This window comes from Geomobilimonas luticola (assembly GCF_018476905.1).
Lineage (GTDB): Bacteria > Desulfobacterota > Desulfuromonadia > Geobacterales > Geobacteraceae > Geomobilimonas > Geomobilimonas luticola.
Genome location: NZ_JAHCVK010000001.1, coordinates 1 through 13,266 on the forward strand (window position 1 = coordinate 1; position 13,266 = coordinate 13,266).

Annotated in this window: 13 protein-coding genes; 3 read left to right on the forward strand and 10 right to left on the reverse strand. The window is 57.5% G+C overall.

Annotated elements, in window-relative coordinates; translation table 11 throughout:
* Window positions 1–179 precede the first annotated feature (179 nt).
* Together KI810_RS00005 and KI810_RS00010 are read right to left on the reverse strand one after the other, a co-directional pair.
* Window positions 180–473, reverse strand: a complete 294-nt coding sequence (locus KI810_RS00005; RefSeq protein WP_214173441.1) for an addiction module antidote protein — start codon at window positions 471–473, stop codon at window positions 180–182.
* A 9-nt stretch (window positions 474–482) separates the two neighbouring features.
* Window positions 483–773 (reverse strand): type II toxin-antitoxin system RelE/ParE family toxin, encoded by a 291-nt coding sequence (locus KI810_RS00010; RefSeq protein WP_214173442.1) that lies wholly within the window; start codon window positions 771–773, stop codon window positions 483–485.
* Window positions 774–932: 159 nt separating this feature from the next.
* On the opposite strand from KI810_RS00010, the gene KI810_RS00015 reads away from it, so the two are divergent.
* Both KI810_RS00015 and KI810_RS00020 read left to right on the forward strand, forming a co-directional pair.
* On the forward strand, window positions 933–1,202 hold the full coding sequence (locus KI810_RS00015) for a BrnT family toxin (RefSeq protein ID WP_214173443.1): 270 nt from the start codon (window positions 933–935) through the stop codon (window positions 1,200–1,202).
* Window positions 1,186–1,491, forward strand: coding sequence for a BrnA antitoxin family protein (locus tag KI810_RS00020; RefSeq protein WP_214173444.1), 306 nt, complete (start codon window positions 1,186–1,188; stop codon window positions 1,489–1,491). Before KI810_RS00015 ends, KI810_RS00020 begins: the two co-directional genes overlap by 17 nt.
* 309 nt (window positions 1,492–1,800) lie before the next feature.
* Here the strand turns inward: KI810_RS00020 and KI810_RS00025 are convergent, their stop codons facing one another.
* The gene (locus KI810_RS00025) at window positions 1,801–2,178 is read right to left on the reverse strand and encodes a HEPN domain-containing protein (protein ID WP_214173445.1); all 378 of its coding nucleotides are present in this window, start codon (window positions 2,176–2,178) and stop codon (window positions 1,801–1,803) included.
* Window positions 2,175–2,507 carry a nucleotidyltransferase family protein gene (locus KI810_RS00030; protein ID WP_214173446.1) on the reverse strand — a complete coding sequence of 111 codons (333 nt, stop codon included), beginning with the start codon at window positions 2,505–2,507 and terminating at the stop codon, window positions 2,175–2,177. Before KI810_RS00030 ends, KI810_RS00025 begins: the two co-directional genes overlap by 4 nt.
* 316 nt (window positions 2,508–2,823) lie before the next feature.
* Between KI810_RS00030 and KI810_RS00035 the strand changes: the two genes are divergently transcribed.
* The gene (locus KI810_RS00035; RefSeq protein WP_214173447.1) at window positions 2,824–4,971 is read left to right on the forward strand and encodes a fibronectin type III domain-containing protein; all 2,148 of its coding nucleotides are present in this window, start codon (window positions 2,824–2,826) and stop codon (window positions 4,969–4,971) included.
* Here KI810_RS00035 and KI810_RS00040 read toward each other — a convergent pair.
* From KI810_RS00040 to KI810_RS00065, 6 genes are all read right to left on the reverse strand, one after another.
* On the reverse strand, window positions 4,965–6,599 hold the full coding sequence (locus KI810_RS00040) for a B12-binding domain-containing radical SAM protein (RefSeq protein ID WP_214173448.1): 1,635 nt from the start codon (window positions 6,597–6,599) through the stop codon (window positions 4,965–4,967). The two genes, KI810_RS00035 and KI810_RS00040, sit on opposite strands and share 7 nt — an antisense overlap.
* Before the next feature lie 151 nt (window positions 6,600–6,750).
* Window positions 6,751–7,506, reverse strand: coding sequence for a sulfite exporter TauE/SafE family protein (locus tag KI810_RS00045; protein WP_214173449.1), 756 nt, complete (start codon window positions 7,504–7,506; stop codon window positions 6,751–6,753).
* Between the two features lie 79 nt (window positions 7,507–7,585).
* Window positions 7,586–8,398 (reverse strand): 4Fe-4S dicluster domain-containing protein, encoded by an 813-nt coding sequence (locus KI810_RS00050; protein ID WP_214173450.1) that lies wholly within the window; start codon window positions 8,396–8,398, stop codon window positions 7,586–7,588.
* A complete protein-coding gene (locus KI810_RS00055; RefSeq protein ID WP_214173451.1) occupies window positions 8,395–11,001 on the reverse strand; it encodes a molybdopterin-dependent oxidoreductase in 2,607 nt (868 codons plus the stop codon). Before KI810_RS00055 ends, KI810_RS00050 begins: the two co-directional genes overlap by 4 nt.
* A gap of 104 nt (window positions 11,002–11,105) precedes the next feature.
* Window positions 11,106–11,864 carry an IclR family transcriptional regulator gene (locus tag KI810_RS00060; protein WP_214173452.1) on the reverse strand — a complete coding sequence of 253 codons (759 nt, stop codon included), beginning with the start codon at window positions 11,862–11,864 and terminating at the stop codon, window positions 11,106–11,108.
* Window positions 11,865–12,059: 195 nt separating this feature from the next.
* On the reverse strand, window positions 12,060–13,259 hold the full coding sequence (locus KI810_RS00065) for an aminotransferase class V-fold PLP-dependent enzyme (RefSeq protein ID WP_214173453.1): 1,200 nt from the start codon (window positions 13,257–13,259) through the stop codon (window positions 12,060–12,062).
* Window positions 13,260–13,266: the final 7 nt, after the last annotated feature.

Here is a 13,266-nt window from a genome sequence, read left to right on the forward strand (position 1 = left end):
GGGTCAGGTGTGCCTTGGGGTCAGGTGTGCCTTGGGGTCAGGTGTGCCTTGGGGTCAGGTGTGCCTTGGGGTCAGGTGTGCCTTGGGGTCAGGTCTTGAAATATAAGTTTTGGAATTCCGGAAAAAAAGCAAAAAAGGGGATAGATTTATTTTCTGTCCCCTTTGCTGCCCTCACTATATTATCGAACTTCTGCGTGCAGTTTGAGTCCCAGGGCCGAAACGATTTTTAAAATCGTATCAAAACTTGGTACTCGTTCACCTGAAAGCGCCTTGTAAAGGCTTTCGCGGGAGAGGCCAGCATCACGCGCCACTTGAGACATCCCCTTGGCGCGGGCAATATCGCCCAGGGCCTTGGCAATGAATGCGGCATCGCCATTAGCCTCTTCAATGGAGGCTTCTAAATAGGCAGCCATTTCTTCCGGAGTGCGGAGATGTTCGGCAACGTCATAGCGACTGGTAACTGTTTTAGGCATTTTCGACTCCTATAGGTTCTGTGCGAGCCCGATTGCTGTCTTGATATCCCGGGACTGGCTTCTCTTATCACCACCGGCCAACAGGATGATCAATTCGCTACCGCGCTGGATAAAGTAAACGCGATAACCGGGGCCATAGTTTATTCGCATTTCAGAGATGCCTTCACCAACCGGCTTAACGTCACCTGCGTTGCCTGATGCAAGGCGCTCAATCCTGACCAGGACACGTGCTTTAGCCTGGATATCACGCATGTTGTCAAGCCAGTTGGCAAAAAGTTCGGTTTTGCGAATTTCAACCATGGTTAAACTGTAGCCCAATGGCTACACCATGTCAAATATAAAGTCCAGAATAAACACTCCCTGCAGATCATTGAGAATCGAAAAGCGTAGAGGAAATGAAGGTACCGCTGAACTTATAAAAATTTTGACTTCACAAATTAATGTATATACAATAAATCTGTGGCATACGAATGGGACGACAACAAGCGGGAAGCAAACCTTGCTAAACATGGCGTTGATTTCGCGGATGCCCAATGGTTCGATTGGTCTTGCGCTTATATCAAGCCCGACACCCGCAAAAATTACGGTGAGCCCCGTTACGTAGCAGTCGGCCCCATAAAGGGACGACTCCATGTCATGATTTTCACCACACGAAGCAGTGCAATCCGGATCATCGGACTTCGCAAGGCAAACCCCCGCGAGGAAAAACATTATGAAGAAAAAGCCTGAACATAGTACCCGGAAAGAGTTGGACGATGTGCGCATCCCTGAACTTACCGCGAAGGACTTCGCGGAAATGCGCCCGGCATCGGAAGTGCTCCCCGCAATCGTTTGCGAAAAGGCAGCTGCCGAACTCTTAAAAACCCGTGGTCGCCCGAAAGCCGACCAGCCTAAAAAATCAGTCTCGATCCGTCTCGATTCCGAAATAATCGCCTTTTTCAAGGCTGGCGGCCGTGGCTGGCAGAGCCGCATAGATGCCGCTCTCAAGGAATGGGTGAAAGAGCACAAAGCGGCATGATTGTGGCGCCCCCCCTCGCCACAAAACAACAAAAAACGCCGTGCGCCCCTTGATTCCAAGGCTGCACGGCGTTTCCCATTCAGCTTCACTTCCCCCTTCCGCACCTATTGCAGAAACGACTCCACCGGCCGGTTGAGAAAGTGTTCGTGCTTGAGCTTCAGTGCCGCCACGGCGGCTTCCCGCTCCTCCCCCTCCCCCATCGTCATGATCCGGTTTATCTCCGCCACGAACCAAAGGAGGGACAGATTTATTTTCTGTCCCCCTATGCTTCCCTCACTATAAGATTGCTGTCTTGATATTGGTATGCTTTTACGCAGTGAGATGATTTCTGACGGCTTCAAGAAGTTCGCGGGCTTCGCGAATTGTCTGTCGTGCCTTTTCTTCGCTGACGGCATTAATTGCACCATAGTCGCCGGCGTTACGCAGATCAAAGGCATCGAGGATGTAGCGGTGAAAGCGGTTGTCGAAAATGCCGGCCTTGACGAACTCCTTGCCGAAAGCGGCAATAACCGCTGAATGTTTGGAAAAGGAGAGGTCTCGACTCAGCAGCAGTGCTTCGATAGTGTAAAACATGGCATAGTATGCCCGGCTTGCACCAAAGTCGATATAACTGTCCTTGACCAGCAATTCAGCCGCACCGATGCTCTGCTCCGCCTTTTCCAGCAATTCCCGGACCGAATCGGTCATATGCGAACCCCTTCCCGATGCGCGTTCAGAATAAGGGGGGTTTTCTTGGAGCCATACATCTCATAATCCATTGGAATGACCGAAACGACGGTGTCATATTTCAGGGAAAGATCATGGACTACGGGGAGATACTGGTCGCGCTCCGCTTCGGGGTCACTCACCCGGTCCAGCAGTACGAGAAGGTCGATATCCGACCCTTTTGTGTAGTCGCCACGGGCATACGAACCGAACAGAATGATGTCCTTCAGTCGTTGGGCATAAATCGCGTGTAAACGGGATTTGGTTTCCGCGAGGGCTTTTTCAATTTTTTTCGGTAACCGTTTTGCCATGTTGACCTTTGATTTTCAGCTCCTGCCGAAGTTGATTGCAAGTATAGCAGCCAGTCCGGTGAAAATCCAATAATTACTTATAGGTAACGGTTATCTTATTTTGTGAATATAAAACCTCTCTTCCCTTGCCCCCACAACCAATTTATTATTTTATTTTTATTTAAATTTTATAATTAATATGCTATGGTCTGCAAGCTTAAGAGGACCAAACCAACAACATCAACTAACTGTTATCATTATGTATAAAGCAAAGAACATGGCCACGCCAACCAAAACTTAGAAACTTAGAATCATTTACCACTTAAGGGGAACATTAATGAAGAATAAACATGGCGGTTCATTTAAATCAATGCTTCTGAAGTACGCCAAACAAGTTATTGTTTTATTCTTATCAGTTGTATTTGTTGCTTTCCCATTCACCAAGACAGCCGTCGGGGCAGCTGCCCCGACCGCACCAATGAACCTTACCGCAACGGTTGCATCGTCAAAGCAGATTAATTTGACCTGGCAGGATCATGCCACAAACGAGGCATCTTACTATGTTGAACGAGCTCCGGCTCCGGCGGGCCCATGGAAGGTCATTGCCACCCTCAGTACGAATGTCACAAGCTACCCCCATTCTGATCTCACCCAAAACACCACATATTATTACCGGGTTCGTTGCAAGGCGGGCAACAGCTATTCCGGATACTCCAACATAGCAAATGCAAAAACTGCAACACTTGCCCCGCCTACCACCCTCTCCGCTACCGTAGTCTCTGCAACAAAGATTGATCTCGCGTGGGCTGACAATACACCCTATGAAGCCAATTACTTCATCGAAAGAGCCACTTCATCCGGCGGACCGTATAAACAAGTTGGCTCCGTGGGTACAAATGTAACGACCTACTCCAATACCCGTCTTACCGACGGAACTTTCTACCATTACCGTGTAAGAGCATATGATGGCACCAACTACTCGGAATACAGTAACGTAGTTAACCAAACGATTCGTACAATCGCCTCCTCAGCAGGGCCATACGGTTCCATTTCCCCTTACGGTACAACCGCTGTAGACAATGGAGCATCTCAGACTTTTGTCTTGAATCCGAATAATGGATACCATGTCTTAGATGTACTTGTGGACGGCATATCAGTCGGAGCAATGAACTCGTACACATTTGTCAATGTGACGGCAAATCATACCATTGATGCAAGTTTTGCTATCAATCCCAATACTATTAACGCTAAAGCTATCGGCAATGGCACCATTACACCAAGCGGGGGCATCAGTGTCAATACAGGAGCATCCGCAACCTTTACCATGGCGCCAGATACAAACTATCATATCGACGATGTGTTGATAGACGTTGTATCGGTTGGGCCTGTCAGTACCTATACATTCAACGATGTGACTACAAATCATTCTATTGTTGCACGCTTTGCAATCAACACCTACACAATAACCACCACTTCAAATTCAAATGGTGCCATCTCACCATCAGGCACGGTAAGAGTCAATTCAGGAACTGACAAGACGTTCACCATAACACCAATTACAGGCTCTCGTGTCATAGATGTGCTGGTTGACGGCGTTTCGGTCGGGGCCATAAGCACGTATACCTTCAAAAACATCAACGCTAATCATACGATATCAGCCAGTTTCACGGCCTCAAGCGGTAATGACGACACAAACATTTATTGTCAAGGCTTCGGTAGTTACATGGTTGGACCGAGCAACTTCGGCAATGGAATTATTGTTCCACCAGCGGGCACAAATGCAGTCCTGATCACCTCCCCATCAAACGGATCAACCATAAACGGAACTAAAACCATCGTTAAAGGCGCAATGGATACGACGGTACCGATACTCGGCGTAATTGTTCAAGTTATTAACACATCGGGAACCATCAACTATCCCGCCGAGGTAAATGGGACGTATTTCGCGTCCGAAGTACAACTGCCGGTGGACAACAGTACAATCAAAGTTATCGTCACGGACCAGAATAATGTACAGAATCAGGATAGCGTCACGGTGAACGCTACGACGAAGTCGGACGGTGTTACTCTTCAGGCCTCACCTAATACCGGTATCCCGACCTTAAAAATTAACAACCAGGCCACGCATGATGTTTCCCTAACTTCCTCAACAGGTTCTATCGCAAATCCGGTTTCAAGTTATTCGTGGGATTTTGATGGAGCTGGCACTAATAGCCTGACATGTTTCAGTCACTCGACTATAAAGGCAAGCTATGAACAGCCGGGATTGTATCTCACGTCGATTACGGTTACCGATACGGTAGGGACTACGTATACCGATACGGTGATTGTAAATGTACTCGACAAGACGGCAATTGATGCTCACCTTCAAGCCAAGTGGGGTGGGATGAAAAATGCATTGACTACGGGGAATACCTCAGCAGCCCTGAACTATATCCATCCAGGGAGTCGGGAAAAATTCAATCGCGCATTCCGCACCTATTGAAGAAACGACTCCACCGGCCGGTTGAGAAAGTGTTCGTGCTTGAGCTTCAGTGCCGCCACGGCGGCTTCCCGCTCCTCCCCCTCCCCCATCGTCATGATCCGGTTTATCTCCGCCACCACCTCCCGGTCCAGGACGGTCCGTATCCGCTCGGCCAGGGCCTGCTTGTAATCGTAGAGGCCGGACTTCTCCCGCTGGTCGGTGGAGAACCGCACGGTATCGAGGATGAGGTCAACGAGAGCGGCGTTGTCCAGGAGGTCGGTCTCGTAGTTGAGCCACTGGTGCCAGGAGGGCTGGGAGAGCCCGCCCACGTACTCTTCCAGGTTTTTGTAGAGGAGCTTGTAGCCGTGCTTTTCCGGGTCGTCGAACGCCGGGGAGCCGGGATCGAGGACGATGGGGCCGACGATGGGGCCACCCAGCGGCACGTCGACCATGCCGGCCGCCTGGGAGGAGCGGTCGATGGCGGAGAGTTTCTCCCATATCTCCCAGGTCTTCTTCACGTCGTCGGCGGTCTCCCCCGCCAGCCCGACGGAGAAGAAGGTGGTGACGGGGAGGCGGTACTTGTGGCAGATCTCCACGGTTCTCAGCAGCTCTTCGTTGTCATAGGGACGCCCCAGCCGCCGGCGCACCTCGTCCGAGCCGGTGTCGGGGCAGAGGTGGATCACCACCTGCCGGCCGATCTTCGACGCCTCCCGGATGAACTCCTCGTCCGCCGGGACGAGCAGGTCGAGGGAGAGGCGCTCGATCTCTACCTTCTCCTTGGCGAGGCCGGAGAGGAGCTCCCGCCAGTACTTCCTCCCCCCCATGCGGGGGTCCTGGTAGAGGCCGATGAAGTGGACCCCCTGGTCGTTGAGCTTCTTGATGTCGGTGATGATCTTCGCCGGGCTCCGGAAGGCGGGCTTCCCCATCCCCAGGTGGGTCTTGTAGGTGTAGGCCGAGCCGCCGCAGATGGCGCAGTTGTAGATGCAGCCACGGCAGACCGTCAGGCTCCAGCGGGGGGGTGCGTTGGGGGGATAGACGGAGGTCCCGGGGTCCAGGAGGTCGAACCGGGTGAACTCGAACTCGTCCAGGTCGGTGCTGGCCGGCATGAGGGGGGTAACCCGCACCTCCCCCTCCCCGGTCCGGTAGGTCAGGTTGGGGGTGTCGGTGATCCGGCCGTGCTGCTCATAGGCCCGCACGAACTGCAGGAGCGCCTTCTCCCCCTCGGCCCGGATGACGGCATCGACGAAGTCGTACTTCCGGATGATCTCCTCGTGGAAGCGGGTGGCGGAGAGCCCCCCCATGACGATGACGGAGCCGGGGTGGAACTTCTTGCAGAGCCGCGCCACCTCCAGGGCTCCCTGGGCGTGCTGCTGGAAATGGAGGCCGATGGCGATGATGGGGGCGGACAGGTTGCGGAGATGCTCCTCGGCGTCGAAGGTGGGGCTCGCGACCATCCGGTCCCCCAGGTTGTCCACCTTGGCCCGGTAGCCGTGCCGGTCCAGGTACTCGGCCATGCTGAGCATGCCGATGGGGACCTTGTTGAACTGGACCTGCTCCACCGAGGCGCCGAGGGCGCCGGGGAAGAGGGGTTTCTTGCGGAAATCGAAGACCGCCGGGGGATGGATGATGATGACGTCGTGGCTGCTCATGGGGCGGGACTCCTTGCACGTTACTGGTAAAAGTGTTCTCTACTCGACATCCCCCCTCCTTCCTCCCCCCTCCGGGGGGAGAACTCCTCGCCCTCCCCCAGCGGGGGAGGGATGGGTGGGGGTGTTGCTAAAGCACCGCGGCCTTCATCCCCTAGAAGAGGAGCTTGATGGCAGCGACGATCGTCAACGCCTGCACGATGTTCACGAACAGCCGCTGGGGGATATGCCTGACGACCATGATCCCCGCCACCGCTCCCACGACGGTTGCCGGCAGGAGGGTGAGATTGAGGAGCAGGGAATCGTGGTTGATCAGGCCGAGATGCCAGCTGAACGGCACCTTGAAGCAGTTGACGACGAAAAAGTACCAGGCCCCCGTGCCGATGAATTCCTGCTTCGGCAGATCCATGGCAAGAAGGTAGAGGGCCATGATGGGGCCGGCGGCGTTGGCCATCATGGTGGCGATGCCGGCCGCAACCCCCATGAAGAAAGCAAAAAAACTCCCGTGGAGGCGGGAGATGGTTTCAGCGCCGCTGTCGCCGGAGCGCTCGCGCCACTTTGCCAGCACGAGCATGGCGAGGATCAGGGTGCCGATAAGGGGGCGGAGTTCCCCGTCGGTCACGATGGAGAGGAGCCAGTAGCCGATGACGATGCCGACGAACCCGTAGGGGAGGAGGCGGAGCAGATGGGACCACCGGGCATGCCGGCGATAGTAGGTCACGGCGAAGAGATCGCCGGCGATCAGCATCGGAAGGATGATTCCCGTGGACGCCTTCGCCGGGAGCACCAGCGCCGCCAGGGGGATGGCCAGCACGGCGATCCCCGGCAGCCCCGTCTTGGAAAAGCCGATGACGAGCGCTGCCAGCACAAGAACACCCCAGTCGGTCATGGTATGGGCGGGAAGAACCATATCAAAAAATCTCCCGCTGCCGCAACGAAAAAACCGGGGCACGCGGCCCCGGTTTTTTTCTTGGCGATCGGTCCGGCGATTACAACAGCCTCATGGCGATGTCGCCCAGGTTGACGTCCTTTGTCGCGTTGAAGGCCTCGAGGGTCTTCTTCGTCCCGTCCTTCTCGATGGTGAGCGTATAGAAATACTCGCCGTCGGGCAACTCTTTGAACCAGAAGTCGCCGAAGTTGTCGGTCTCCACCTGGAAGGTCTGGTCGCTGTACTTGTCCTTCAGGGTGCAGGTAGCGCCGATGACGACCTCCTTCTCCACCGGATCGTAGACCGTGCCGGCGACGAACTTCTTCGGCCGGTTCAGGTAGTAGACCCGCCCCTTGCACTTATCGGAGGTAAACTCCGCCTTGGCGATCTTCTCCTGGAGGTCCGACTCCTCGCCGAAGGTGAGCGCTCCGGTGGGGCAGTTGTCCACGCAGCGGGGGATGTCCCAGCCGTCGTCCAGCAGGTGGGCGCAGCCGGTGCACTTCTGGGCGAGGTTGAGGTCCTCGTTGAAATAGATGGCGTCGTGCAGGCAGTAGTCGGCGCAGAGCTTGCAGCCGGTGCATTTCGCCGGGTTGATGAGGATCATGCCGTCATCCCGCCGCGTGATGGCCTCGAACCTGCAGACCTTCATGCACTCGGGATCGTCGCAGTGCAGGCACATCTTGGGGGTATAGGATATCTTGCACTTGGGAACGGTCCCCCTCACCTCCTCGTGGACCTTGACCCAGAACTGGCCGGTGTCCGGCTGCGGCTTGGCGTACGGGGCCCAGTCGTTGGCCACATGCTCGTCCTTGCAGGCAATCTGGCAACAGTAACAGCCGTTGCACCGGGAAAGATCAACTATGAATGCTTTCATTTCACACCCTCCTTGACGACCCACGCGTCGAACCGAAGTCCCGCATCGGAATCATATTTTCTCTCGAATGCCGCGGGGTTTTCCCGTCTCCACTCTTCCCACTCCTGGGCCGTGACCCTTCCCACCTCGACCAGGTAGCCGCTGGTGGCCTGGCCGACGGCGTTCTTCGAGGTGACGCCGTCGGGGGAGATGGTGTTGATGGCGCCGCCGCGGTCCACCTTGCCGGGGATGATCGGGTCGATCCTGGCGCCGTGGTCGATGTAGGCGACCCCCGGCCGGAGCCGCTCGGTCACGTAGGCGCCACCCAGGACGATGCCGCGCTCGTTGAATATCTTGATGATGTCGCCGTTCTTGATCCCCCGCTTCTCCGCTTCCGACGTATGGATCCAGATCGGCTCGTACTTGTAGCCATCGTGGCCGGTAACCTTCATGGTCGGGGCCTCGCGGGTCCAGGTGATGTCGTCGCACTGGGAGTGCACCCGCCACCGGCCGTGGTTGGACATGAGGAGCAGCGGATAATCCTTGGTCCTCGGGCTCGACAGCCGCTCGTCGTGCATCTCGCTCTTTTCGATCCACTGCGGGCTGGGTGGCCGCTCCTTGTCGTCGGGGAAGTGCTTGGCAAGGCGCTCGGAGTAGAACTCCAGCTTCCGCGAGGGGGTTCCCAGGGGGCTTTTTTCCGGGTTTTCCGCAAACCGGCTGAAGCCGGCGGGATCGCTTTCCCAGTCCTCGGCGGCGGAGTAGAGATAATACCCCTTCTCCTTGAAATCCTCCCAGGTGGTCAGCTTGTCCAGGTTCATGTACTCGAACACCTTCTTCTGGATCTCCTCGGTGGTTGCCCCTTCGGAGACCTGCTGCTCATAGCCGAGCTTCTTGGCGATTTCGAGCACGATCTCGAAGTCGCTCTTGGACTCGCCCACCGGTTCCACCGCCTTGTGGCAGAGCATGACGTCGGCGAACTGGCCACCCTGCCGGATGTTGGTGACGATGTCCTCCACCTCCATGTGGGTGTTGGCCGGGAGGATGATGTCGGAGAAGAGGCAGTCGTTCTCGAGCCAGGGGTGCTGGGCAAGGATGCATTCCACCTCCGGACTCCGGAGCGCCTCCTCGGTCTCGTTGCCGCCGTTCCAGCAGGTGGTCCGGCAGGGGGTGTCGGTCCAGATCATCCGGATACGGGCACCGTCCTTCGTCGGGAGCGGGAACTCGTGCTCCTTGAACTGGGCGGCCACGGACGCCTCGATGGCGCCGGTACCCATGAACTTCAGCGGCTCTTCGGATTTGAGCGCCTTGTGGACGAGGGTCTTGGGAAGCACCGACTCCTGCCAGTTGGCGACCGACGACAGGACCGGCAGCGCGAGCCGCTCCATGATCTCCGGATTCCAGAAAGAGGTGCCGGTGAGCCCTTCCATGCGGGGCATGCCGAAATAGGAGAGCTGGTGCTGGTGGACCCCCGGTTTTCCCAGTCCCTGCATCCCCAGGAGACAGACTTCCAGACGTGCCGGTTCGTGGGACCAGGGGCCGCGGATGTAACCGCCGCCGAAGTAGTGGGCGATGGAGGTCACCTTGCGGGCGAATTCCCGCGCCAGCGCCTTGATGGTCCACTCGGGGACGCCGCACTTGGTGGAGGCCCACTCGGGGGTCTTGGGAACGCCGTCATCTTTCCCCATGACGTAATCGGAGAACTTGTCGAAACCGGTGACGTGGGTCTCCACGTACTCCTTGTCATAGGTCCCTTCGGCGATCCAGAGATAGGCGATCGCCAGCTGCAACGCCGCATCGGTGTTGGGGAGGACCGGGATCCACTTGTCGGCGTGGATCGCCGCGCCGTAGTTCAGGTCGGGGCAGATGTACACTTGCTTTATGCCGATGTCTTTCCAGAAGTACATGAGGCTGCTGCAGAACTGGCCGGTGAAGCCCCAGGGGGTCGTCTCCGGGTCGCATCCCCAGAAGAGCACCATCTCGGAATGCTCGGTGGAGTCCTTGACGATGTTGTGGGCCGGCCAGTACATCCCCTGCACCCCCTGGCCCCACACGTGCTTGGCTCCCCAGTACCACCCCTCCCAGCTGTCGGCGTTGCGGACCTGCAGGGTGAACCCACCCATGTGGTCGAGCAGGATGCCGGGCTGGCCGTGGGGAGTGTTGATGGTCTTGCACTCGCCGTGTCCATCCCCCTGCATGAGGATCGCGTTGACCCCGTACTTGGCATGAATCCGCTTTATCTCGTTGGCGATGATGGTGGTCACCTCATCCCACGAAATCCGCCGGTACTTGCTCTTGCCGCGGTTCTGGGGGTTTCTTTCGCCGTTCGGGTCCCAGTCGACCCGGATGAGCGGATACTTGATCCGGTTGGGTGAATAGACCCGCTTCTTGTAGGCCAGGGAGAAGGGGGACGGCATGGACTTCCAGGTCGGCTCCAGCGTCTTGCCGTTCTTCTCGAACTTCCAGGTCCGGATCGACTTCCGGTCGTACTTGTAGTCGAAGCGGAACGGCCGGACCCGCAGGATCTTCCCGTCCTTCACATCGACCATCCCCTCCGCGCCGCCGCCGTAGAATCCGCCGAGACCGAGGGATCTGAATACTGTTTTGTCCCCTTTTGTATCTGCCATCTGTTGTGGACCTCCTTCCTCGTTGTATGAACCATGTACCAGACTGCCGTAAAATTGCATAAAATATTACATGTAACTACTGCAGCGACACTTCATGGTCGTCATCACGTCGTATAGTATCCCATCTGCCGGGATATCTCCGCCGCCGTCCGCATCAGGTCGTCCGCCAGCGTATCCCTGTTCTTCCCCAGCAGGTTCGCCGGGGCATCGGAGAGGCTGATGCCACCGAGCACCCGCCGCGACCTGCTGAATACCGGCGCCCCGAAGGCGGCAAGTCCGGGGATCATCTCCTCGCTCGATATGGCGTAGCCCCGCTCCCGGGTCTGCTCGAAATCCGCGAGCAGCTCTTCCGCGGTCAGGATGGTCGCCCGCGCATGCCGGACGAACTCCAGGCCACCCAGGTACTTCTCTATCTCTTCCGGGGGGAGGAAGGGGAGGACCGCCTTCCCTATCCCCGAACAGTAGGCGGGAACCCGCGGACCCAGCTGGTGGGAGAGGGAGTCCTCCGATTTGGGGAGCGCCACCAGGGTTATGAGAATGGAACCGCTGTCCCATATCCCGACGCGGGCAACGAGGCCCGTGCGGCTGGCGAGCCCCTGGACCAGGCGGGACGACTTGGCATTGATATCCAGGTTCCCGGCATACACCATCCCCAGTTCGAACAGTTTCGAGCCGATGCCGTACTTGAGGGTCTCCGGGTCCTGCTGGAGGAACCCCTGCTTTTCCAGGGTCGTCACCAGCCCCCATGCCGTCGCCTTGTTCAAACCCAGGGCCGCGGCGATCTGGGTGACCCCGAGGGAGGGCTGGGACGAGGAGAAGAGGGAGATGATGTCGGTTGCCCGTTTTACGGACTGGATGGCCATGTATGACTATTCCATATCTTTTGTTATATTATCAAACTGTGACTATGATAATCGAACATGCGCGCCGTGTCAACAAAAAATAAATCACTGTTCTACATCATTGCGAAGCCCTGTCCCACGTGGCTGGATGCCCGACACCCTCCTTCCCCGGAAGCCAGGGGGAGGAGCAGTACCAACCGCTGTACCACGAATCCCCTAGGCGGCTCCCCGCCGCCGCCGTTCGGCTCCCCAGCGGCTGATGGCCTCGACGGCGTCGATGGCCACATCCACCTGTTCGGCGGTATTGAACGCCCCGATGGAGAAGCGGACCCCCCCATGGATGTCCACCGTCCCGAGCTGGGTGTGCACGAGGGGGGCGCAGTGCAGGCCGGTGCGGGTCGCGATGTTGTGGTCCACGTCCAGCAGCACCCCCACATCTCCCGCGTCCAGCCCGTCGATATTGATCATGAAGGTGGAGAGGTGGTTCTCCAGGCTGTCGCAGCAGTAGAAGCGCACCCCCTCGATCCGGCGCAGGCCTTCCACAAGCTTCTTCGCAAGCGCCATCTCCCGGGCGTGGATGTTTTCAACCCCCTGTTCGTCGAGCCAGTCCTGTCCCGCCCAGAGGGATGCCACCCCGAGCATGTTGGGGGTGCCGAACTCCATCCGCCAGGGGTACTCCTCCAAGTGATAGGGATAAATGGATTCCACCCCCGTCCCCCCGGCACGGGTCTGCCGCAGGTGGAGGTGCTTTCTGACGCAGAGGCCGCCGATGCCGGTCGTCCCCATGAGCGCCTTGTGCCCGGTGAACGCCAGCGCATCCACGTTCATCTCCTTCATGTCGATCGGGACGATACCCGCGGTCTGGGTCGTGTCGATGACAAAGGTCACCCCCCGCTCCCGGCAGATGCGGCCGATCTCCTTCACCGGCTGGATGGTGCCGATGACGTTGGAGCCGTGGTTGACGACAACGAGCTTCGTCGTGGGGCGGATCGCTTTCGCGATGTCGTCCGGGTCCACGAACCCCGCCCCGTCGAAGGGGATGAAGGTCGCCTCGACGCCGCCGTCCCGGACCAGGTGGTTGATGGGGCGGATCACGGAGTTGTGTTCGAGATTGGTGGTGATGACGTGATCCCCCCGCTCCAGCAGGCCGCCGATGATGAGGTTCAGGGCATCGGTGGCGTTGTAGCCGAAGCAGAGACGCTCGGGGGTATCCTCGTCCCCGCCGAAGAACCTGGTGAGGCGCAGGCGGAGACGGTCGAGGAGGGAGCCCGCCTCGATGGCGAGGTCGAACCCGCTCCGCCCCGGATTGACCCCCGTCGCCCGGTAGAACTCCATCATGAAGCTGTAGACATGCTCCGGCTTCGGCCACGAGGTGGCGGCATTATCGAAATAGATGAGGTCCTTTGGATGTTCCATGGCGTCC